Source organism: Brachybacterium zhongshanense, assembly GCF_055385755.1.
In genome coordinates, this window is sequence record NZ_AP043790.1 from 2085084 (window position 1) to 2107258 (window position 22175).

The following is a 22175-nucleotide window of genomic DNA, read 5'->3' on the forward strand; positions in this document are numbered from 1 at the left end:
CCCAGGACGGGCTCACTCCTGTCCGGCCCTGTCCTCCTCGCCGAGCACCTGACGGTCGATCGCGTCCTTCTCGGCGTCCAGCTGATGTCCCTTGAGGACGCCGTAGACGTACAGCACCAGGAATGCACCCCCGACGACGAACATCGCGGGGACGCTCAGTCCGAGCAGGATGACCGGGATCTGGAGGACGAGACCGAGCAGATAGGGCCAGGCGCCGCGGCGCAGCAGGCCCGAGCACAGGACCAGGGCGACTGCCGTGACCAGCCCCCAGGTCCAGTTCAAGGTGCGCTGATCGGCGTCGAGCTGATGGGCGACCAGGACCGCGAAGAACGTCACGAGAGCCTGCACCACCAGCACGGTCGCGGCGATCATGCGCTGGGCGCCATGAGCGCGCTGCGACGGGCTGAGGGCGGCGAGCACCGCGTTCATCGGTCCTCCCCGTCGTCCGGGGCCCCGAGCAGCTCGCGGACCTCGGCGGCGAGCGTCACCGACCCCGCTGCGACGACGCCGCCGAACTGATCTCCGCCCGACTCGGCGAGGTCGACCGCGGTCTGGATCGCGTCGGGCAGCGAGGCGACCTCGATCACCCGGTCCTCGTCGTCGAACACGTCGCGGGCGATGTCCGCGAGCTCGTCGGCGGGGATCGCGCGGGGCGACGACGATCGGGTGATCACGACGGAGTCCATGAGCGGTTCGAGCACGGCGAGGATCTGCTCGGCGTCCTTCTCCTGGAGGATGCCGACGAGCCCGACGGTGCGGGTGAACCGGAAGTTCTCCCGGACCGTCTCGACCAGGGTCGCCGCGCCCGCTGGATTGTGCGCCGCATCGATCACGACCGTCGGCGACTGCCTCACGACCTCCGCCCGGCCGGGCGAGGTCACCGAGGCGAGCGCTGCGGAGAGCATCTCTCCGTCCAGCGGGGTCCCACCGCCCAGGAGCGCCTCAGCCGCTGCGACGGCCAGGAGCGCGTTGGATGCCTGGTGCTCGCCCAGCAGCGAGAGGAAGACCTCTTCGTAGCGGCCCGCGATGCCCTGGAGGGTCAGCAGCTGCCCTCCGACGCCGGGGGTCCTCGCGATGACGCCGATCTGCTCGCCCTCGAAGGCGGCCTCGGCGCCGAGCTCCTGGACGCGCCCCCTGAGCACGTCGAGGGCTTCACCCTCGGGCTGTGCGGCGATGATGGCGGTCGCGCCGGCGGTGAGGATGCCCGCCTTCTCCCCGGCGATCAGGTCGATGGTGTCGCCCAGGTACTCCTGATGGTCCATCCCGATGGGGGTGATCACCGCGACGTCGGGATCGACAGCCCCGGTGGCGTCCCAGGTGCCGCCGAGGCCCGTCTCGACGACGGCCACGTCGACAGGAGCGGTCGCGAAGGCCTGGAAGGCCATGGCGGTGAGGTACTCGAAGAAGGTCAGCCGCGGGCCCCCGCCGGCGAGGGACTCCTCGTCCACGATCTGCGCGAAGGGGAGCACATCCTCGTAGGCCTGCACGAAGCCGTCGTCGTCGATCGGGAGCCCGTCGATGGCGATGCGCTCTGCGGGGGTGCGCAGATGCGGACTGGTGGTGCGACCGGTGCGCAGACCGGCCTCCCGCAGGATCCGCTCGAGGACGCGCGCAGTGGTGGTCTTGCCGTTCGTGCCCGCGATCCGGATGGAGCGGTAGGAGCGCTGCGGATCGCCCATCAGCTCCATCACCCTCCGGATGCGGGACAGATCCGGTTCGATCCGGTTCTCGGGGGCGCGTTCGAGCAGCGCGGCGTAGACCTCACGCACTTCCGGCGACATGACCGGACGGGACGGACGGGGCACATCAGCTCCTGGGATGGAGGGAGGACGGGGCCGGTCCAGTGTACGAGCGGCGCCTGGGACGCCGGCGCGTCCCAGGCACGGCGATGCTCCTCCCCACACCCCCGCGGTCCACAGCCTCTGGAGTTCGAGTCCGCGCCTCGGACGCGGCGCCTAGGGTCGGGATCGCGAGGCGGGCGACGAGGCTCGCCCCGCTCACCGAGGCACGATCGAAGCAGGACGACGAGCAGGAGATCACGATGCAACAGCTGACCGTGCATGTGCGGAAGGCGGCCCGCTGCGTCGCCGACGGCTGCGATCCCTCCCGCGACTGGAACCCCGTGTACCGGGCACTGACCCCGCATCCGCCGGGAGCGAGCACCGGATCCAGGACCGAGGCGGCGGGGGCGACGGAGACGGAGGTCCCCACGCTCTCCGCCGACGAGACCGAGCTCGTCACCCGGCAGCTCGCCGCCCCCGCCCTGATGGTGATCGCCGTGACGCAGGGCGACTCGACCTGTCGGCTGCGGATCGCTCCCGGCCCGAGGACGGCAGCGCTGGAGTCCTCGCGCGACGACGGTCCGTCCGTGTGGCGGACCGCACCGACGGACCAGGTCCCGGCCGCGATCGGCGAGCTCCTCGACGGCTGCGGGATCGCGCTCGATCCGCCGCGGCTGATGGTCGAGGGAGCCGGAGGAGAGCTCCACCCGTCCCCGGACCAGGTCAGGGCGATCCGCCGCTCGCTCGATGGCGGGGCCTCCCCGGAGGACGCCTTCGCGGGCCTTCCTGATCTGGATCCACGTCTGAGGGACGCGCTCGCCGCCGATGGCCCCCGCATCGCTCTCTCGCTGACCCTGCATGACAGGACCGGACGCGTCGTGCAGTCCCCGGTGTCCTTCTCCCGCCTCTGGGTGCAGGGCGAGATGGGCATGCACCGCATCGATGCGGAAGCGCCGCTGCCAGCGATTCTGCTGGTCACCTCAGGGGACATCCTCGGCACCGCACTCCCCCTCCTCGAGGAGGCGATGCGCTTCACCGCGGCGTGCATCGGAGCCGGTGGTCCCGCCGACTCGGGCGCCGGTTCTGCGACGGACGGCGGCGGGAGATGAGCGGCTTCCAGGGAATGGACCCCGAGCAGATGCGTGCTCATGCCGAGCGGCTGCGGTCGGCATCCGGGTCGATCGAGAATCTGAAGTCCCGTCTGGACGGAGCTGTCCAGGCGGTGCGCTGGGAGGGACGTGACGCCGAGGGCTTCCGCAGCGCATGGTCGGACGGGAGCGCCGAGCGCCTGAGAGCGGTCAGCCATGAGCTCACGGCACTGGGAGAGCAGGCCGGAGCCGAGTCCGAGCAGCAGGATGCCGCCTCCGCCCCAGATGCAGCCCCTGGCCCGGCTCCGGCCCCTGCACGGGACAGCGCCCCGGCGGGAGGCGCCGGGGACGAGACCGGTCCTGGGAGACAGAGCACGAACCCTGCGGCGGATGCCTCCGCGGCGCTCTCCGGCTATCTCCATGAGAACGCCCCCTGGCTCCCGGACTGGCTGGAACGACCGCTCGAGCAGGCCGCCTCGACGCTCGCAGGCCAGGTCTCCGACGGCATCGGCTGGGCCGTGGGAACCGGCGTCGACCTCCTCGAGAGCGGACTCGGCCAGCTCGGGGCGAGAACCGACGGCATCGCACAGCTGCAGCGCGACGCCGAGCACCTCGGGACTCTCCTCGCGGACTGGGCCACCGGCGAGCGCGCGCCGACGATCGCCGAGGTCGGTGCGGCCGGTCTGGTCGCCGCGGGCTCGGCCGGCGTAGGAGCCTATGAGGTGCTGACCGGGAAGGACAGCCCTCTGCTCGACGACCGCCCCGGGGGCATCGTCGCCTCCGTGGAGGTCGACGACTCCCCCGGCGCAGGCCCGCGGACCCTGCAGGATCTCGTGCTCGCCAACGACGACCTGCGCGTCCCCGGCAACGAGGGAAGGAGACCGCTGGAGACCGGGCGGATCGGCATCCAGCAGCTGCGGGCCGACGACGGGGAGGCGGTGTACATCGTGCAGATCCCCCCGACCGAGGGCGCGTCCATCACGGATGTGCCGGAGGCGTACGGCGAGCAGGGGAACTCCCGGGACTGGGCCTCGAACCTGCGTCTGGTCGCCGGTCAGCGCACAGCAGCGATGGACGACGTCACCGCGGCGATGGAAGCGGCGGACGTCCCCCCGGGGTCCCGGGTGCTGCTGGTGGGACACTCGCAGGGCGGGATCATCGCCGGCCGGCTCGCCGCAGATCCGGGGTTCAACAGCCCGTCGGGCGCGGCAGGGACCTACGACGTCACGCACGTCCTCACCGTCGGCTCACCCGTCCAGACCGTCCTCCCGGCCCAGGCGTCGACCGAGGTGGTGGACGTCCACCATGGCTTCGCCATCGATGAGCAGGGGATCAGCGGGGACCTCGTGCCGGCCCTCGATCTCGGCGGGGCGCAGATCGGCGGGGGCGCACTGTCGGCGCCGAACCTGCACGAGGTCACGCTGCCCGGATACCCGGTCTCCTCCCTGGATCCGCTCGAGGTGCTGGCGGCGAACCACGACTCGACGGGACCCGGCGACGACCCCTCCGGCGGGTACGCCGGCTCCCTCGATCGGGCGATCGGCAGCGACCCCGTGCTCACCGCGCTGCAGGAGGAGCTGACCGGGACCTATCTCGGCGAAGGGGCAGTTCTCAACCGCTCGACGGTGGTGACTGCGGGTCGCGGCGCTCCCTGACCCGGGAAGGGGACTGCGGTGCGAAGTCCGCGAGGATCACCCTGTCCGGCCGCGCACGCTCGGCCTCCAGGTCGGGCCGCAGATCCCAGATCCCGTACCGCGTCCCGCCGGCGTCGAGCGCGATGATCCCTCCGACGATGCGAGTGCGCTGCCGCGACGCATCGCTGCGGGCATCGACCGCGATGGCGAGCGCGGACATCACCTCATCGAAGACGAGCAGCGCCTCCTCCCCTGCGACGGCCAGGTCGACATGACCGTCGATGCTCCGGCGGAACTCGGCGTCGAAGCCCGTCGTCAGGGAAGCCCTGCTCACGCCGGCGACCGCCTCGGCGGCCTCCGCGAGCGTCCGCTCCAGGCCGCGGCCCAGCAGACGGCTCGAGCCGACCGTCGACGCCGCGGCCGACGCGAGCCCGCCGATGATCCTCCTGCCGTCCATCACGCTCCCTCCTCCGGACCGGAGACCGACCCCGGGAGGAGTCGGTCCCCGGTAGAGCATGCCACCGCCGACACGCAGACGCCCACGGGCGGACCGGAGGGCGCGCGGCGAGACGAGGAGGTGAGAGGAGGAGGCGTCGGCAGAAGGACCTCGGATCAGGCCCTCGCGACCGACACCCGGACGGTGCCGCCCGTGACCTTCTCGCTCGCCTCATGGGCGTCGTCCGCGGGAGCCGCAGGGACCGAGAGCTCCACGGCGAGGACCTCCCCGGCGACCAGCTCGCGATGCGCGTCGACCGCTGCGACGACATTCGCATCACCATCCACGGTCAACCGGATCCGATCGGAGACGTCGAGACCCGCCTCGCGGCGAGCCGACTGGATAGCCCGGATCACGTCACGGGCGACGCCCTCGGCCTCGAGCTCCGGCGTCAGCCGGGTGTCGAGGACGACGAAGTCTCCGCCGCGGAGCACGCCCACGGCGCGCCCCTCGAGCGCGGAGGAGTCCCCGGCGACCAGATCGAGCGAGTACTCGCCCTCGACCAGATCGATGCCCCCCGAGGTGACGGTGCCATCCTCCGCGACGGACCAGTCGCCCGTCTTCGAGCCCTTGATGACGACCTGCACCTGCTTGCCCAGGCGCGGGCCGGCGGCACGGGCGTTCACGCTCAGCCGCTGCTCGACGCCCATGCCCTGGGCCTCCTCGCTCGCGACGTCGAGCAGGCGCACCGCCTTGACGTTGAGCTCGTCGGCGATGATCGCGGTGAAGGCCTCGAGCGCGGCGGGATCCGCGTGGACCACGGTGAGCTCGGCGAGCGGCAGGCGGGCGCGCAGCCCCTCCTTCTTGCGCAGCGCGTTGCCTGCGCTGGCGATGGCTCGCACGTCGTCCATCTGGGCGACCAGCGCGTCGTCGGTCGGGAAGAGATCGGCATCGGGCCAGTCGGTCAGGTGCACCGAGCGCCCGCCGGTGAGCTGCTTCCAGATCTCCTCCGAGACCATCGGCAGCAGCGGCGCCACGACCCGGCACAGGGTCTCCAGGCAGGTGGAGAGCGTGTCGATGGCCTGCTCGTCACCCTCCCAGAAGCGGTCCCGGGAGCGGCGCACGTACCAGTTGGTGAGCATGTCCAGGTAGTCCTGGATCAGCTCGGCGGCATCGGCGATGGCGAGCGCCGTCATCGACTCCTTCACGGTGCGCACGAGCTCGCCGGTGCGGGCGAGAAGGTAGCGGTCCATGACGTCGGTCGAGTCGTGGCGGGTGCGTCCGCGGTATCCGGTCGGCGCGCCGTCGGCGTCCTGGGGTCCCGCGGCGTTCGCGTACAGGCCCAGGAAGTACCAGACGTTCCACAGCGGAAGCACCACGTGGCGCGTGGCGTCGCGGATCTTCGGCTCGTCGACGACGAGGTTGCCGCCGCGCAGGATCGGCGAGCTCATGAGGAACCAGCGCATCGCGTCGGCGCCGTACCTGTCGAACATCTCGCGGACGTCCGGATAGTTGCGCAGCGACTTGGACATCTTCTGCCCGTCCTCTCCGAGGACGATGCCGTGGCAGATCACCGAGGTGAACGCCGGGCGGTCGAAGAGCGCCGTGGAGAGCACGTGCATGACGTAGAACCAGCCACGGGTCTGTCCGATGTACTCCACGATGAAGTCCGCCGGGTTGTGCGACTCGAACCAGTCGGTGTTCTCGAAGGGGTAGTGCACCTGCGCGAAGGGCATCGAGCCCGAGTCGAACCAGACGTCGAAGACCTCGTCCACGCGCCGCATGGTGGAGCGGCCGGTCGGGTCGTCCGGGTTCGGCCGGGTGAGCTCGTCGATGTAGGGACGGTGGAGGTTGACCTCGCCGTGCTCGTCGCGCGGGAGCGTCCCGAAGGCCTCCTCGAGCTCCGCGAGGGAGCCGTAGACCTCGACGCGCGGATGGTTCGGGTCGTCGCTCTTCCACACCGGGATCGGCGAGCCCCAGTAGCGGTTGCGGGAGATCGCCCAGTCACGGGCGCCCTCGAGCCACCTGCCGAACTGGCCGTCCTTGACGTTCCCGGGGACCCAGTCGATCTGCTCGTTGAGCTCGAGCATGCGCTCGCGCTGGTCGGCGACCTTCACGTACCAGGAGCTGACGGCCTTGTAGATCAGAGGGTTGCGGCAGCGCCAGCAGTGCGGGTACGAGTGCACATAGCTGGCCTCGCGCATCAGCCGGCCCTCGCGCTGCAGGTTGCGGATGATCGGGCGGTTGGCCTCGAACACCTGGAGACCGGCGATCTCGTCGAGCTCGGTGCCGCGGAAGTAGTCCAGGAACTGGGCGCCCTCGTCGACCGAGACGATCACGGGGATGCCGTACTCGGCGTTGACCTGCTGGTCGATCTCGCCGTATGCGGTCGCCTGATGGACCACGCCGGTGCCGTCATCGGTGGAGACGTAGTCGGCGACGGTGACGATCCAGGCGTTCTGGGTGCCCCACCGGGCGCGGTCGTCGGAGTAGACCGTCCACAGCGGCAGGTAGGCGACGCGCTCGAGCTCGGAGCCCGCGAACACGCGCTCCTCGAGTGCGGCGAGGACGTCGTCGGCGCCCTCGTAGCCGAGCTCCTTGGCGTAGGTGCCGATGAGCGCCTTCGCCATGAGGTACCGTCCCTCGCCGGCGGGGGTGCCGTCGGCCGCACCGAGCGGTCCGGCGGCGACGACCGCGTACTCGAGCTCGGGGCCGACGGCGAGGGAGAAGTTGGTCGGGAGGGTCCACGGGGTGGTGGTCCAGGCCAGCGCCTTCACGTCCTCGAGACCGAGCTCGCGAGCCTTCTCGCCGACGAACGGGAAGGTGACCGTCACGGTCTGATCCTGGCGGTCCTGGTAGACGTCGTCGTCCATGCGCAGCTCGTGGGCGCTGAGCGGCGTCTGGTCCTTCCAGCAGTAGGGCAGGACGTAGTAGCCCTCATAGGCGCGGCCCTTGTCGTAGAGCGTCTTGAAGGCCCACAGCACGGACTCCATGAAGGTGACGTCGAGGGTCTTGTAGTCGTTCTCGAAGTCGACCCAGCGCGCCTGCCGGGTGACGTACTCCTCCCACTCCTTCGTGTACTTCAGGACCGAGGCGCGGGCGGCATTGTTGAACGCCTGCAGACCCATCTCCTCGATCTCGGACTTCTCGGTCATGCCGAGCTCCCGCATGGCCTCGAGCTCGGCGGGCAGACCGTGGGTGTCCCAGCCGAAGCGGCGGTCGACCCTGTACCCGCACATCGTCCGGAAGCGCGGGATGACGTCCTTGACGAACCCGGTCAGCAGGTGGCCGTAGTGCGGCAGCCCGTTGGCGAAGGGAGGGCCGTCGTAGAAGACGAACTCCTCGGCGCCCTCGCGCTGGGCGATCGAGGCGCGGAAGGTGTCGTCGGTGCGCCAGAACTCCTGGATGCTGTTCTCCAGCTGGGGCAGGTTCGGCGAGGGGACGAGCGGGTCTCCGCTGACCGGGTAGACCATGGGGACGGACCTCCGTCATAGGTGGTGATGGACGGCGACGATGCAGTCCGAGGACGTCTCCGGCACGGGCCGACGACGCGGTACCACCTCGGTTGACGCCCGATCCGCACCGGGGCGCGGTGCGGTGGGGGCGCCCCCTCGTTCCTCAGCTGTGACGGGCTGGTCCCGGCGGGTTCTACTGGGCCCCTCCCGTGCGCCCGAGGACGGACGACAGGCGGAGGGGCTGTTCTTCCCGCGGCTCTCCGGTGATGGCCGGGTCGATGCCGATGGCCGACAGTGTACGCAGCAGCCCGGCGCGGGTCATCCGTCGGCCAGCGGAAGAGACAGGGTGAACACGGTCCGCCCCGGCCGGGACTCGACGACGACGTCGCCGCCGTGGGCGACCGCGATCGCGCGCACGATGGACAGCCCCAGACCCGTCGTCCCCTCCTTGCCCGACCGTGCCCGGTCCGCGCGGGTGAAGCGGGAGAACACGTCCGGCAGCAGCTCGGGGTCGATGCCCGGCCCGTCGTCCTCGACCGTCAGCACCGCTGCATCGCCGCTCTCGCCCTCGCGCTCGCCCTCGCCCTCCAGGCGCACTCTCACCCGGGTCCCCGCGGGGGTGTGCTTGCGGGCATTGGACAGAAGGTTCACGACCACCTGGGTGAGCTGGCGCGGGTCCCCGCGGACGACGACAGGGGCATCCGGCACATGCACGTCCCAGCGATGGTCGGGACCGGTGGCGCGGGCGTCCATCACGGACTCGAGGACGGCCTCGCCGAGGTCGACGTCCTCCTCGGCCCGCGGTGCTCCGTCGTCGAGCCTGGTCAGCAGCAGCAGGTCCTCGACGAGGGAGGTCATGCGCTGGGACTGCGCGTCGAGCCGGGAGACGGACTGCAGCCCCTGCTCGCTCAGCGACTCGGTCAGCCGCAGGATCTCCGAGTATCCGCGGATCGCGGTGAGCGGGGTGCGCAGCTCGTGGCTGGCGTCGGCGATGAAGCGCCGCATGCGCTCCTCACTGCGATGACGGGTGTCGATGGCGCTCTCGACGTTGTCCAGCAGATGGTTGAGGGCGCGGCCGACCTCCCCCACCTCCGTGCCCGGCGCCGAGTGCTGGGCAGGAACCCGCTCTGCGAGGGTGACCGAACCGTGGTCCAGCGGCGTGACGGCGACGTCCGAGGCGAGCCGGGCGACATCATCGAGCGGACGCAGCGTGCGCCGCACGATGAACGATCCGGCCAGCCCTGTCACGAGGACCGCTCCGAGTCCTGCGACCAGCAGGGTCACGTCCAGACGCATGAGCGTGCTGCTCACCGAGGTCATCGGAAGCCCCGTCATCACTGTCGCCCAGTCCGCGCCATCCGCATCACCGGCGACGTCGGCATCGTCGGCATCGTCGGCATGGGTGCCGGCGTCGGCGCCGTCGGGATCATCTGCGTCGGGGGCGCCGATCTCCCGCGTGAGCACGCGGTACGTGCCGATGGACAGCTGGACGGTGGTCGATCCCTCCCCGTCGTCGAGCGCCTCCTGGAGCACCTCGCGGTCCTCGGCTCCGAGGATCTGCTGGACCCCGTGCTGGTCGCGCCAGGCAGCCGAGACGACGACGCCGTCCTCCACCACGGCCGTCAGCTCGAACTCGCCGCTGTCCGGCGGCTGCTGGGACGGATCCTGCGGATCCTCGAGGACGGTCCCGTCCTCAGGGACCGTGCCGTCGTCGGGGACGGGCTGCTGGAGCATGTCCTCGAACGCGTCGAGGAACTCCTCACGGGAGACCGCACGCTCGGCGGCCCGCTCGAGCTGGCCGTCGAGCTCGGCATGGAGCTGAGTCCGGACGGAGGCATGGGTGACGACGCCGACGGCGATGCACACCACGGCGACCGTCGCGATCAGCAGTCCGACGAGGGTGGTGCGCAGGCTGAGCCGACGTGGGGCACGAGCGCCGTCGGCCGCGGGCGCGCCGCTCATCCGGCCGGCTTGAGCACGTAGCCCGCGCCGCGGACGGTGTGGATCATCGGCTCACGGCCGACGTCGATCCGCTTGCGCAGATAGGAGATGTACAGCTCGACGATGTTGGCCTGCCCGCCGAAGTCGTAGTTCCACACTGCCTCGAGGATCTGCGCCTTCGAGAGCACCCTCTGCGGGTTCTCCATCAGGTACTGCAGCAGCTGGTACTGCGTCGCCGTCAGCGCGATGTCCTCACCGCCCCGCGTGACCTCGTGGGTGTCCAGGTTCATCACCAGATCGCCGACGACCAGTTCGTTGCTGCCCTGCGCGACGACGCCGGAGCGCTGCACCAGACGGTGCAGCCGCAGCAGCACCTCCTCGATGGCGAACGGCTTGGTCACGTAGTCATCGGCACCGGCGGCGAGGCCCCCGATGCGGTCCGACGGCGCATCCATCGCCGTGAGCATGAGAGCGGGGATCTCGGGATGCAGCGCACGGATCCGGCGGAGCACCTCGGCCCCGTCCAGGCCGGGGAGCATGCGGTCCAGGACCAGCACATCGGGCCGCGTCTCCCGCGCCACCCGCACAGCCTCCAGGCCGTCGCCGCTGATCGCGACGTCCCAGCCGATCATCTGCAGGGGGAAGCGCAGGAGGTCCGCGATCGTCGGCTCGTCCTCCACGACGAGCACGCGCACCGGCGAGCCGTCGGGGTGCTCGAGGCGCGGCAGCGCGGCGAGGGCGGAATGAGCGGTGTCCGGCACAGGTCCTCCTGAGAACGCCCGGGGTGGGCTGATGCTCCGAGCGTAGACCGCGTCCGTCTCCCCGTCACCGGGGCCAGCGCCCTTCACAGGGACCCGGATCCGCGCGCACAGGGGATGCACAGGGGCAGCGACTTCGATGGATCCCGGACGTCGACCCAAGGACCGGTCGAGGACCGGACCCCGCCGGGGCCGGCCGCCGCCGGACCACGAGTCCAGGAGGTCTCGATGACGAACGATGACAGCGCGACGACGCGACACAGCTCTCACCGCGGCGCCGTCCGCCCCGCCGCCGCCACCCTCGGCGCAGCGGCGATGCTGGTGCTCTCCTTCGGGCCCTCAGCCCTCGCCCTCCAGCCCTCGAGCAGCTCCTCCGCAGCAGGTCAGAACCAGATCTCGGTGTCGACCACCACGACGACGACGCACACCTCGTCCAGCTCGGAGCGGGACCGGGAGGACTCCTGACCCGCTGATCGGCTGCTGACATGACGGACCGGCCGCGCCATCACGGGGCGCTCCCGGACAGCCCGGCGTCCGGCATGACGGTCGTCACCCGAAGGTCCCGTCCCGATCGTGAGATCCTGGAGAGACCGCCGCCGTGGAAAACTCCCGGTACGGCCCGTCGTCACGTCCCATGAGGAGCGAGCATGTCGCTGTTCGGAGAGCCCTTCACCGCCAAGTGCCTGAAGTCCGGCATCACCGTCGAGGTCGAAGAGGGTCAGTCCCTCCTGCAGGCTCTGCTCGACGCCGGCGTCTCCATGGACTACTCGTGCGAGGGCGGCGTGTGCGGCACCTGCGTCGTCCCCCTGGTCTCCGGCGAGGTCGAGCACATGGACGAGTTCCTCATGGAGGACGAGCACGAGACTCAGATGACCACGTGCGTGTCGCGAGGCGTCGGCGAGATCGAGATCGACATCTGATCCCCCCGGGGTCCGCCCCCTCCGGCCTCCCCGGCCTGCTCCCTCAGCTGCTGGTCCCTGCGGGCGATCCGCAGGGCCCCCTCCACCGGTGAGCGGGCGGGCAGCACCTCGAGACCCCGCTCCGCGAGCCCCGCACGCACGCGTTCCGACACCGCGAGGTTGTGCTCGAGCACCGACCCGGTCAGCACGACCGGACCCTCCGCTCCTCTGGCCCGCGAGCCACGCACCGCATCGACGGCATCGAGGAGCGCCCCGGCCGCAGCTCGCAGGATGGCCCCCGCGATCGGGTCGTGCTCGCATCGCTGCAGGATCGGCGCGAAGGCTCCCCACTGCGCCGGATCGAGCCCTCTGACAGCGGCGATCAGCGGCTGTCGCGGATCGGCGGCACCGATCCCCAGATGGTCGAGCACCAGAGCGGTCAGAGCGGTCCCCGGACCCCGGTCGTCGATGTCTGCGGCGACGGCGCGCAGCACCTCGCGTCCCATCCACACCGCTGATCCCGTATCCCCCAGCAGCCACCCCATCCCGTCGCAGCGGTCCATGGGCCTGTGCCCGACGAACCGCACGGCGGCCGCACCGGTGCCCGCCATCAGCAGCAGCCCGTCACCGTCGGTGCCGCCCGCGGCGAACGCCGTGGTCTGGTCGTCGACGACCCGCACGTCCTCTCGCGAGACGCCGTGCTCGGCGAGCGCCCCGCGCACGAGGGACTGGACCTCCGCATGGTGGGCAGGACCGGCGCCGGCAATCCCGAGCACGGCGATCACCTGTCCGGGGTCCGCATCGCGCACCCCCTCGAGGACCTCGCGCAGCGTATCGACCAGCGGGAGGATGCCGCTGCGATGGGTGGAGTTCGGGTTGTAGCCGGGCCCCTCTGCACGGGCGATCAGCGGGCCGGGACCGTCGGCACAGGGGTCCGTCGGCGCCTCGTGGAGCCGCACACGGCTGTGCGTCGCGCCGACATCCCCGCCCATCAGCAGCATCCGCCGCGGCGGGTCGCCCGACGGCTCCTCGGCTTCCGAGGGCAGGTGGGTGCGTCCCATAGTGATCATGGTAACTTTTATGTGGACGAATGCAATGGAACTCTTTTTCACGAGTCATCCCGGCGGACCACGATCGAAGGAGATCGCTCATGCTCGACCGTCGCACTCTGCTCACCGCCGGCACCGCCGGCACTCTCGCCCTCACCGCCGCGGCCTGCGGCGACGGCGGGACCACCGATCCCACCGACACCGAGGCCAACGCCGGCAAGACCCTCACCCTCTGGATCATGGAGGGGACCAACGCCGACGCCGACGCATACATCGAAGAGCTCAAGACCGCCTTCACCGACCTCACCGGAGCGGACCTGACCGTCGAGGTGCAGCCCTGGGACGGCGCCCACGACAAGTTCGTGACAGCCATGACCGGCGGCACCGGCCCTGATGTCGCCGAGGTCGGCACGACCTGGACGCCCGAGTTCGCCGACGCCGGAGGACTCTCGGACCTCACCGACGACATCGAGGCGGCCGGCCTGGCCGACGGCCTGGTGCAGGGGCTCGTCGACGCCGGCACCCTGGACGGCGTCACCTACGGCATGCCCTGGTACGCCGGTGTGCGGGCCATCCTCGGGGACGCGGAGATCCTCGAGAGGGCCGGCGTGAACAGGCAGCCGGAGTCCTGGGACGACCTGCTCGCGATGATCGAGGCGATCCAGGAGTCCGACCCGGACACCATCGCCTTCCCGGTCCCCGGCGCCGCCATGTTCTCCATGGTCCCGTTCATCTGGGGCGCGGGCGGCGACATCGCCACCGAGGCCGACGGCCAGTGGACCGCGGCGATCGACCAGCCCGAGGCCGTCGAGGGCCTCTCCTGGTACGTGGGGCTCGCGCAGGACCATGACTCCTCCACCGCCGCCGCCTCGACGTGGACGGAGACCGATGCGCTCGCGTCCTTCGAGCAGGGGCAGATCGCCATGTTCATCACCGGTTCCTGGGTCCCCGCGACCATCCAGCAGGATGTCCCGGAGCTGTACGACAGGCTCGTGGCCTACACCGTCCCGGCCAAGGACTCCCCTGTCGCGGACGCCTTCCTCGGCGGCTCGCACCTGTGCCGCTTCGAGTCCTGCGAGGAGCCCGAGCTCGCCTTCGAGCTGATCCAGCTGATGGCCACAGGGGACTTCGCCACCCGATGGGCCCAGGAGACCAACTACTTCCCGGGCCAGACCGAGGCGCTGCAGACCGTTGTCGACGAGGGCGGGGACCTCATGGCACCGTTCGCGCAGGCCATGGAGGAGGGAGGGAGGTCGGTCCCGGTCACTCCGCTGTGGGGGAAGATCGAGGGCAGGAAGACGATCCCGAACCTGCTCAACAGCATCCTCGCCGAGGGGCAGGACGTGCAGACCGCGTGCGATGCCGCGGCCGCCGAGATGGACGAGATCTTCCAGGACTGAGGGACGGCCGCATGACCTCGCTCGCCCCGCCGACGAGCGGCCTCGCGGAGTCGACGGGCGCCGCACCGCCGTCGGCCTCCCGACGTCGTCGGCGCGCGCTCGCGCCGTGGCTGCTGCTCGCGCCCGGCCTGATCGTCCTCGCCGCCCTGCTCGTCGTCCCCCTGATCCGGGTGGTGAACCTGTCCCTGCAGGACTACGAGCTGCGCAACCTGCTGCGGGGCGAGAGCGACTACGTGGGGCTCGACAACTATGTCGACGTCCTCACCGATCCGTTCCTCTGGGGGACGGTTCTGCCCAACACCGTCGGCTTCGCCATCGTCTGCGTCGTGCTGACGATGGCGGTCGGAGTCGCCGTCGCGCTGTTCCTGCACTCGCTGGGGCGGACCTGGAGGACGATCTGCGTCACGGCGATCATGGTGGCCTGGGCGATTCCCGCGATCACCGGGACCTATGTGTTCGTGTGGCTGTTCGACCCGCTCAACGGCTTCGTCGCGAGCTCGCTGGACCTGCTCGGCGTTCTCGAGGCCGGTCGCTGGAACTGGTGGGACTCCCGGCTGATGTTCTACGCGATCGCGACCATGAACGTCGTATACCACGGCTTCCCGTTCATCGCGGTGACGGTCCTGGCCGGACGGCTCACCGTGCCCGTCGAGCTGTACGAGGCCGCTCGCGTCGACGGCGCGAGCGCCTGGACCTGCTTCACGAGGGTGACCGTCCCGATGCTGCGACCGATCCTCGCGGTCTGCATCATCCTGTCGACGATCTGGGACTTCAAGGTCTTCACGCAGGTGTATCTGATGCCCGGCGGCGACGGCACCAACCGCTCCGTGATGAACCTGGGCGTGTGGTCCTACACCGAATCGTTCTCGCAGGGCGAGTACGGGATGGGATCGACGATCGCCGTGCTGCTGACCGCCGTGCTGCTGGTGATCTCCGTGATCTACATGCGCGTGCTGATGAAGGAGGACGAGCTGTGAGGCCCCCTCGCTCCGCCGCGGTGCTCAAGGGTGCGGGCGTCGCCGTGCTGCTGCTGCTCTCCCTCTTCCCCTTCTACTGGATGATCTCGACCGCGTTCGACCCCTCCGCCTCCTCCCGCGGCGCCTCCCTGCTGCCGGAGGGGTTCACCCTCGACCACTTCCATCGCGTGCTGGTCCGGGCCTCGTTCCTGGACTATGTCCGCAACTCGGCGGTCGTCGCGATCGGAACGGTCCTGATCTCCTCGCTGGTGGCGCTGCTGGCGGCGATCGCCGTGGCCCGGTTCCGCTTTCGGCTGCACACGATGGTCCTGATCCTGGTGCTCATGGTCCAGATGGTTCCGCTCGAGGCCCTCGTGATCCCGCTCTTCCTCCAGGCCAAGACCTTCTCCCTGCTGAACTCCCTGCTGGGCCTGGTGATCGTGTACCTGGCGTTCTCCCTGCCCTTCGCCATCTGGAACCTGCGCGGGTTCGTCGCCGCGGTCCCCAAGGAGCTCGAGGAGGCCGCCTACGTCGACGGGGCGACGCCGCTGCGGATGTTCCGCTCGATCCTCCTGCCGCTGGTCGCCCCCGGTCTCGTGGCGACCTCGGTGTTCTCCTTCATCACCGCCTGGAACGAGTTCATCTTCGCGCTGACCTTCCTGAACGACTCCTCGAAGTACACCGTCGGCATCGGCCTGCGCGGCTTCTTCACGCAGAACTCCGCCGAGTGGGGGCCGATCATGGCGGCGTCGACGATCATCGCCCTTCCCGTCGTGATCTTCTTCGTGCTGGTGCAGCGCAATCTCGCCTCCGGGCTGACAGCAGGGGCGGTGAAGGGATGAGCGCCGACGACCTCTGGGATCCCGACGCCCTGGCCCCGCTGCTGGCGTGCATGGACGGCACCGAGCTGCGGCCGTGGCTCGCCGAGGCGCTCCGCGTCGGCCTCGGGGGGATCGTGCTGTTCGGCCGCAACGTCCCGGACCTCGGGACGACGGCGGCGCTGACGGCGAGCATCCGTGCGGCCTCCGAGGGTCGCGCTCTGATCGCGATCGACGAGGAGGGCGGCCAGGTCACCAGGCTCGAGGCGACCGTCGGCTCCTCGCTCCCGTCGGCCGCGGCGCTCGGGCGGGTCGACGACGAGGTCCTGACCCGCCGGGCGGGGAGGGCCACGGGCGCGCTGCTTTCCGCCGTCGGCATCGACATGGACTTCGCGCCGGTCGCCGACGTCGCGAGCCGCGACGCGAACCCGGTCATCGGCGTCCGCTCCTTCGGCCCCGATCCTCGCCTGGTGGCCCGTCATGCCATCGCCTTCGCCGAGGGTCTCGAGGCCGCGGGGGTCCTCGCCTGCGCGAAGCACTTTCCCGGCCACGGCGACACCGCCCAGGACTCCCACGTGGCCCTGCCCAGCGTCGATCTCGACCGGGACGCCTTCGCCCGGACCCATCTGGCGCCCTTCTTCGACCTCGCGGTCGCCGGAGCGGCGTCGGCCTGGATGAGCGCGCACATCCTCGTGCCCGCACTCGGTGAGGGCCCCGCCTCCCTCTCGTCCTGGGGTCCTGCCCGTGCCCGCTCGCTCGGGTTCGAAGGGCTGATCATCACCGATGCCCTCGACATGGCCGGGGCCTCCGCGGAGATCGGGCTCGGCGAGGCCGCGGTCCGCGCTCTCGAGGCGGGCTCGGACCTGCTGTGCCTGGGGACCTCGATGCGCCGGGACGATCGAGGGATGCTGCGCGAGGCCCACGACGCGATCGTCGCCGCGCTCGATGCCGGACGGCTCGAGCGGGAGCACCTCCGCACGCTCCGTGCACGGCGGGATGCGCTGCTCAGCCCGACCGCCGGGCATCGTCGACCCGCAGCCGCAGCCGCAGCCGCAGCCGCAGCCGCAGCCGCAACCGCAACCGCAGCATCGGAGCCGCTCGAGCGGCTGAGGGCGGTGGGAGCAGAGGCGGCGCAGCGGGCGGTCGCACTCCTCGGTCCCGCGCCGAGAGCTCCGAAGGGCGCGGCGGTCGCGGTGATCGACGCGCGCATCCGGCGGGACCACGCCTCGGGATCCGGTCAGGATCTGCTGTCCCCTGCTCTCGAGCGGAGCGGGCTGCGCTCCGTCGGATTCCCGACCTCGGACGACGAGGAGCCGCCGGTCCTGACCACGGTGATCACCCGCATGGGCCGCGCCGACGAGCGCGAGCTCGCGATCCTCAGGAGGACCGCCGCGCAGACCGACCGCACAGGCCACCTCCTCGTCGTGCACACCGGCGTCCCCGCGCTCGCGCCCGACCGGGTGCCCCGCGCACCGGAGGGCGCGACCCCGGAGGGCGCGACTCCGGAGGGCGCGACCCCGGAGGGCGCCGAGCCTGACCATCCTCTGACCGTCGCCCTCGCACCGGGCGGTGGTCGGGCCATGATGGACGCCGTCGTACAGCTGCTGACGGCCCCGACGCAAGGAGATCGGTCCTGATGACCACATGGCGCGATGTGCTGGACCTGCGCTCTCCGACCGAGGAGCGCAATCCCTCCACCACGGATCTCGACACGCTCGGCTCGTCGGACCTCGTCGCGAGGATCCTCGATGAGGACAGCGCCGTGATCGCCGCCGTGCAGACGCTGTCGGACCGGCTCGGCGCGCTGGTCGACGCCTGCGTCGATGCGATCGCCGCGGGCGGGACCGTCCATTACGTGGGTGCGGGGACGTCGGGGCGGCTCGGCGTGCTGGATGCCGCCGAGCTGCCCCCGACCTTCCATGTCGGCCCCGAGAGCTTCCGGGCGCACATCGCTGGAGGGCTCGAGGCGATGATCGTCGCCGGCGAGGGGGCCGAGGACTCCGAGCAGGCGGGAGCGACGGTCGTCGCGGAGCACTGCCGGGACGGTGACGTCGTCATCGGGCTCGCCGCCTCGGGCCGCACCCCGTACGTCGGCGGGGCACTGGCCGCGGCCCGTGAGCGCTCCCTGGTGACGGGCCTGATCTCGGCGAACCCCCATGCTCCGCTCGCGACGCTCGCGGACCATGCGCTGCTGGCGGACGTCGGCCCCGAGGCGGTCACCGGATCGACGCGCATGAAGGCGGGGACCGCGCAGAAGATCCTCCTGAACGCGCTGTCCACGGCGACCATGGTGAGACTGGGCAAGACCTACTCGAACCTCATGATCGATGTGCGGGCGAGCAACGAGAAGCTGGTCGCTCGCACCGTCCGGATGCTCGTCCAGGCGGGGGCCGAGAGCGCGAGCGCCGCCGAGGCCGCGCTGGAGGCGGCGGACGGCAGCGTGCGGATCGCCCTCATCAGCATCCTCTCGGGGGCGGACGTCGAGACCTCCCGGTCGGCCTCGGACCGCTACCCGTCCGATCCCGGGCGCAGCGGCGATCCCGCCGGGATCCGCACGGCCGTCGCCTCTCTGCGTCAGGCGCCCGCGCAGGGGGCTGGCGGATGAGCGCCGACGGGAGCAGCGGCACCGAGGGGCGCGACGGCTCCGAGGGGAGGGACGCCGAGCCCGACGGCGGCGTGCTCACTCCGCTGAAGGCGGTGCGACGGTCCCTGGCCGGTGCGCTGCGGCGCATCGCCGACACGGTCCTCGCCGATCCCGCCGCGAGCGCCGACATGTCGATCGCGCAGCTCGCCGACGCCTCGGACTCCTCCCCCGCCTCGGTCGTCCGTCTGGCCCGTGACCTCGGCTTCACCGGCTACCGGGAGTTCCGAGCCGCCCTGCGCACGGACCTCGCCTTCGCGCACGGCAAGGAGGCGGGCGAGGCCGCGCGCGAGGAGTTCATGCACCTGAATCGAGACATCGACCCGGCGGACTCGCTCGAGCAGGTGGTGGCGAAGATCGCCTATGCCGACTCCCGCGCCGTCGCCGAGACCGCCCGCGGGATCGACCTCGACGATCTCGCGCACGCCACCCGGACCGTCGCCTCCGCACGCAGGATCGCCGTGTTCGGGGCGGGCGCCTCCGGGATCGCGGCCGTGGACCTGCAGCAGAAGCTCTCGAGGATCGGCCGCTGGGCGACCTCCTACACCAACGCCCATGAGGGTCTGCCCGCCGCGGCGCTGCTCGAGGAGGGGGACGTCGCGATCGGCATCTCCCACGGAGGCGACACGATCGATATCCTCGATGCGCTGCGGATCGCGCGCAGCGGCGGTGCGGCGACCGTCGCGGTCACGAACACTCCGGGCAGTCCCGTCGTGGAGGAGAGCGACGTGCACCTCCTGACGGCTGCGCAGGAGTCGCCCTTCCGGTCGGGGGCGACGGCGTCGCGACTGGCGCAGCTGACCCTCGTGGACATCCTGTTCGTCGCGGTCGCCCAGCGCCATCACGAGAGCGCTGGGGAGGCTCTGGCCCGCACCTACGCGGCCGTCTCCGACCGTCGCCTGGGCAGGCGCCCCTGATCCCCTGCCGCCGTGGCCCGCTCGGTGCCGCCGCCCCGGGCAGCGGCTAGAGCCTCGGCCCCGCGAGGACCCAGCCGGCGAGGACCAGCACGACCACGGCCGCCGCGGAGCCGACGGCGACGACCGGGTTTAGCGTCGGACCGATGATCAGCAGGCCCAGGGCGATCGCCGCAGCGGCGCACAGCATCACGGCGAAGAGCACCGGACGGCCGACGGCGGGCTTCCCCCTGCGATCGCGATGCGCGGCAGAGCCATCGCCGTCGGCCGGTCGACGACCGTCGTCGAGCATCGAGGTGATCATCATGGGTCCTTCCTGCGTCGGATCGGGCGGCACCGCACCCGCCGACCCCGGGCGGAGCGGCCGGTCGGGCAGCGCTCCTTCGTCCATGCTCCCCATGCTCGCCGAGCACACCGCGGACGAGCATCCCGCCACGGGGTGACTGCGCCTCATCCTTTCGTCGTAGTCCGGGCGGTCCGAGCGGGACCGCGCGGGAGCACCGCGACGACCACGAGGATCACGGAGAGGCCGAGCACAGAGGCCGCACCGAGGATCCAGGGCTCCGGGCGGGGCTGCGGCAGCACTGCCGCCGCGGTGATGCCCGCACCCAGCAGGAGCAGGAGGCCCAGGGCGATCGTGCCCATGCGCCGCGGATGCCGCGGTGCTCGGGTCCGCTCCGCCGGGGACCGCTCGGTGATGGCATCCGGTCCCGTCGCCCCCGTCTGCGCCGTCTTCGCCGCCACAGCCGTCTGCGGTGCACCGGTCCGGTCGTCCGCGCTCATCCCTGCTCCTCCCTCGGCGTCCCGTCCGCCTCTTCCACCTGCACCCGACCCACGACCACGGATCCGTAGACCTGGATCACCGGATCCTCGTCCCCTGAGCCGACGTCGATCCATTCCTCTCCCGCGCTCATCGAGACCGACACCGGATCAGGGTCCGCGGGCAGGCGGACGGTCACGTCGCCGACGAGCGGGGAGCAGTGCACCGACAGCGGCATCGCGCTCCCGTCGGAGGCAGGGCGCTGGGCACGCAGCTCCTCGGCCCGCTCCGCGGTAAGCCCGCTGAGATCGATCACCACCGGCCTCGCCCAGGCATCCGGTGCCACCGGACAGGAGACGTACTCGCCGTAGTCCAGCTCAGCAGCGTCGATCACGAGCGGCTGGGCATCGGGATCCTCGGTGAGCCTCAGCCAGGCCGCTCCCATGCCGGCGTTCGCGAGGGCGACGGCCCCGGCGAGCGCGATCACGATGCTGCGCCTGCCCCGCAGCCCCAGCACGACCAGGGAGATCCCGGCGACCACCGCGGCGGCCGCGCAGCCCGCGGCGATCCGCCCGGCCTGCGGCGCGATCCTCGCATCGGAGACGTCCGTCAGCAGCGACGGATCGAGGTTCAGCACCAGGACCGTCAGCGCAAGAGCGGCGAGCATCCCCGCGAGCACCGCGAGCAGCGTGCGAGCGGAGGCCCCGGGCACTCGCGGTCTGCGGCGAGGAGGGCGCAGCGCCCGGACCGGGGCCGACGCGCGCGCCACGCTCCTGGACCCGGGTCGCCCGCCCTGCGACCGCTGCTCCCGCTGCCGCTCGTGCTCGTGCTCGTGCTCGTGCTCGTGCTCGTGCTCGTGCTCACCGAAGGATGACCAGGCCCATGGCGCGCGGCGGCGCTGCTCGAGCAGGAAGCGCTCGAGCTGCTCCTCATCGGCGATCCCCGCCCGCCGTGCGAGCTGGACCACCATGAAGGCGCGCCTGGCCTCGGCGCCGCGGCGCGCGGCGATCGCCGCCACCGCGAGCAGGATCAGTGCCAGACCGAGCAGGACCCCGAGAAACCCGCGCAGGTGGACCGCTTCGATCACGATCCACCACAGGCTCAGCACCGTCACGGGGATCAGGGCCAGGAGCGCGAGCACGTCCGCGACCCGCAGCCGGCCGGCGGCGAGAGCGCTCAGCGGGGTCTCGATGCCCCGGCACCCGTCGTCCGGTCCCGGTCGCCGTCCCGCGAGCACTGCGCCCGGATCCTCTGCTCCGGCGGTCTCGCGCGGCAGTGTGAGGACGGCGATGAGATAGAGAGGGAGGCCAGGGCCGAGGAGCCCCAGCACCGCAGCGAGCACCCGGACCATCAGCGGCGGCAGACCGAGCGGTCGTGCGAAGGCCGCGCAGACGCCCCCGAGCACCCGGTCCCCGGAGCGGCGCAGCGGTGCTCCCAGCAGCACCCGGTCGGAGGGGGATCGTGCACCGGCCGGCCGGGTGGCCGCTCGCAGCGTCCGCTCGGCGGTGTCGTCGGCGCCGCCCGGGGCCGCACCCGAGGCGTCGCCGCCCGCTGCGGCCCGACCGTCCGCCGTGCCGGGGCCGCGCTCCTCATGTCTCGTCGTGGTCATGGAGCCATTCTCGCCCGAGGCCGGTGCGGTGGCGTC

The 22175-nt window shown here is 71.4% G+C and carries 20 protein-coding genes; 10 read left to right on the top strand and 10 right to left on the bottom strand.

Features of this window, described 5'->3' with window-relative positions; translation table 11 throughout:
• Nucleotides 1-12: 12 nt before the first annotated feature.
• Both ACZ5AJ_RS09375 and ACZ5AJ_RS09380 read right to left on the bottom strand, forming a co-directional pair.
• The gene (locus ACZ5AJ_RS09375) at nt 13-429 is read right to left on the bottom strand and encodes a DUF4233 domain-containing protein (protein ID WP_464133301.1); all 417 of its coding nucleotides are present in this window, start codon (nt 427-429) and stop codon (nt 13-15) included.
• Nucleotides 426-1781, bottom strand: a complete 1356-nt coding sequence (locus ACZ5AJ_RS09380; RefSeq protein WP_464133303.1) for a bifunctional folylpolyglutamate synthase/dihydrofolate synthase — start codon at nt 1779-1781, stop codon at nt 426-428. The genes ACZ5AJ_RS09375 and ACZ5AJ_RS09380 overlap by 4 nt, the downstream gene beginning before the upstream one ends.
• 260 nt (nt 1782-2041) lie before the next feature.
• Here ACZ5AJ_RS09380 and ACZ5AJ_RS09385 point away from each other — a divergent pair, with 260 nt between their 5' ends.
• The gene (locus ACZ5AJ_RS09385; protein WP_464133306.1) at nt 2042-2890 is read left to right on the top strand and encodes a hypothetical protein; all 849 of its coding nucleotides are present in this window, start codon (nt 2042-2044) and stop codon (nt 2888-2890) included.
• Nucleotides 2887-4524, top strand: coding sequence for a WXG100 family type VII secretion target (locus ACZ5AJ_RS09390; RefSeq protein WP_464133309.1), 1638 nt, complete (start codon nt 2887-2889; stop codon nt 4522-4524). Before ACZ5AJ_RS09385 ends, ACZ5AJ_RS09390 begins: the two co-directional genes overlap by 4 nt.
• Here ACZ5AJ_RS09390 and ACZ5AJ_RS09395 read toward each other — a convergent pair.
• From ACZ5AJ_RS09395 to ACZ5AJ_RS09410, 4 genes are all read right to left on the bottom strand, one after another.
• Nucleotides 4481-4960, bottom strand: coding sequence for a hypothetical protein (locus tag ACZ5AJ_RS09395; protein WP_464133312.1), 480 nt, complete (start codon nt 4958-4960; stop codon nt 4481-4483). The two genes, ACZ5AJ_RS09390 and ACZ5AJ_RS09395, sit on opposite strands and share 44 nt — an antisense overlap.
• A gap of 155 nt (nt 4961-5115) precedes the next feature.
• Nucleotides 5116-8412: an isoleucine--tRNA ligase gene (ileS, locus tag ACZ5AJ_RS09400; RefSeq protein WP_464133315.1), complete on the bottom strand. Its 3297-nt coding sequence runs from the start codon at nt 8410-8412 to the stop codon at nt 5116-5118.
• Between the two features lie 300 nt (nt 8413-8712).
• On the bottom strand, nt 8713-10356 hold the full coding sequence (locus tag ACZ5AJ_RS09405; RefSeq protein WP_464133318.1) for a sensor histidine kinase: 1644 nt from the start codon (nt 10354-10356) through the stop codon (nt 8713-8715).
• Nucleotides 10353-11096 (bottom strand): response regulator transcription factor, encoded by a 744-nt coding sequence (locus ACZ5AJ_RS09410; protein ID WP_464133320.1) that lies wholly within the window; start codon nt 11094-11096, stop codon nt 10353-10355. Before ACZ5AJ_RS09410 ends, ACZ5AJ_RS09405 begins: the two co-directional genes overlap by 4 nt.
• Nucleotides 11097-11321: 225 nt before the next feature.
• Here ACZ5AJ_RS09410 and ACZ5AJ_RS09415 point away from each other — a divergent pair, with 225 nt between their 5' ends.
• Nucleotides 11322-11558, top strand: coding sequence for a hypothetical protein (locus ACZ5AJ_RS09415; RefSeq protein WP_464133323.1), 237 nt, complete (start codon nt 11322-11324; stop codon nt 11556-11558).
• 182 nt (nt 11559-11740) lie between these two features.
• Nucleotides 11741-12013, top strand: a complete 273-nt coding sequence (locus ACZ5AJ_RS09420; RefSeq protein ID WP_464133325.1) for a 2Fe-2S iron-sulfur cluster-binding protein — start codon at nt 11741-11743, stop codon at nt 12011-12013.
• On the opposite strand, the gene ACZ5AJ_RS09425 is transcribed toward ACZ5AJ_RS09420, so the two are convergent.
• Nucleotides 11959-13053 (bottom strand): N-acetylglucosamine kinase, encoded by a 1095-nt coding sequence (locus tag ACZ5AJ_RS09425; protein WP_464133328.1) that lies wholly within the window; start codon nt 13051-13053, stop codon nt 11959-11961. The genes ACZ5AJ_RS09420 and ACZ5AJ_RS09425 overlap by 55 nt on opposite strands.
• Before the next feature lie 89 nt (nt 13054-13142).
• Between ACZ5AJ_RS09425 and ACZ5AJ_RS09430 the strand changes: the two genes are divergently transcribed.
• The 6 genes from ACZ5AJ_RS09430 to ACZ5AJ_RS09455 are packed head-to-tail and all read left to right on the top strand — an operon-like array spanning nt 13143 to nt 19773.
• Entirely contained in the window at nt 13143-14441 is a 1299-nt protein-coding gene (locus ACZ5AJ_RS09430) for a sugar ABC transporter substrate-binding protein (RefSeq protein ID WP_464133330.1), read from the top strand.
• 11 nt (nt 14442-14452) lie between these two features.
• Complete coding sequence (locus ACZ5AJ_RS09435) at nt 14453-15418, top strand: carbohydrate ABC transporter permease (RefSeq protein ID WP_464133334.1); 966 nt, start codon at nt 14453-14455, stop codon at nt 15416-15418.
• On the top strand, nt 15415-16239 hold the full coding sequence (locus tag ACZ5AJ_RS09440; protein ID WP_464133337.1) for a carbohydrate ABC transporter permease: 825 nt from the start codon (nt 15415-15417) through the stop codon (nt 16237-16239). Before ACZ5AJ_RS09435 ends, ACZ5AJ_RS09440 begins: the two co-directional genes overlap by 4 nt.
• Entirely contained in the window at nt 16236-17852 is a 1617-nt protein-coding gene (locus ACZ5AJ_RS09445) for a glycoside hydrolase family 3 N-terminal domain-containing protein (protein WP_464133342.1), read from the top strand. Before ACZ5AJ_RS09440 ends, ACZ5AJ_RS09445 begins: the two co-directional genes overlap by 4 nt.
• Nucleotides 17852-18820 carry an N-acetylmuramic acid 6-phosphate etherase gene (locus tag ACZ5AJ_RS09450; protein WP_464133344.1) on the top strand — a complete coding sequence of 323 codons (969 nt, stop codon included), beginning with the start codon at nt 17852-17854 and terminating at the stop codon, nt 18818-18820. The genes ACZ5AJ_RS09445 and ACZ5AJ_RS09450 overlap by 1 nt, the downstream gene beginning before the upstream one ends.
• Nucleotides 18817-19773 (top strand): MurR/RpiR family transcriptional regulator, encoded by a 957-nt coding sequence (locus tag ACZ5AJ_RS09455; RefSeq protein WP_464133350.1) that lies wholly within the window; start codon nt 18817-18819, stop codon nt 19771-19773. Before ACZ5AJ_RS09450 ends, ACZ5AJ_RS09455 begins: the two co-directional genes overlap by 4 nt.
• Nucleotides 19774-19819: 46 nt before the next feature.
• Here ACZ5AJ_RS09455 and ACZ5AJ_RS09460 read toward each other — a convergent pair whose 3' ends face one another.
• The 3 genes from ACZ5AJ_RS09460 to ACZ5AJ_RS09470 all read right to left on the bottom strand — a co-directional run bounded on the left by ACZ5AJ_RS09460 (nt 19820) and on the right by ACZ5AJ_RS09470 (nt 22139).
• Nucleotides 19820-20077, bottom strand: a complete 258-nt coding sequence (locus ACZ5AJ_RS09460) for a hypothetical protein (RefSeq protein WP_464133354.1) — start codon at nt 20075-20077, stop codon at nt 19820-19822.
• Nucleotides 20078-20220: 143 nt separating this feature from the next.
• Nucleotides 20221-20553 carry a hypothetical protein gene (locus tag ACZ5AJ_RS09465; RefSeq protein WP_464133358.1) on the bottom strand — a complete coding sequence of 111 codons (333 nt, stop codon included), beginning with the start codon at nt 20551-20553 and terminating at the stop codon, nt 20221-20223.
• Nucleotides 20550-22139 carry a PspC domain-containing protein gene (locus ACZ5AJ_RS09470; RefSeq protein ID WP_464133361.1) on the bottom strand — a complete coding sequence of 530 codons (1590 nt, stop codon included), beginning with the start codon at nt 22137-22139 and terminating at the stop codon, nt 20550-20552. The genes ACZ5AJ_RS09465 and ACZ5AJ_RS09470 overlap by 4 nt, the downstream gene beginning before the upstream one ends.
• Nucleotides 22140-22175: the final 36 nt, after the last annotated feature.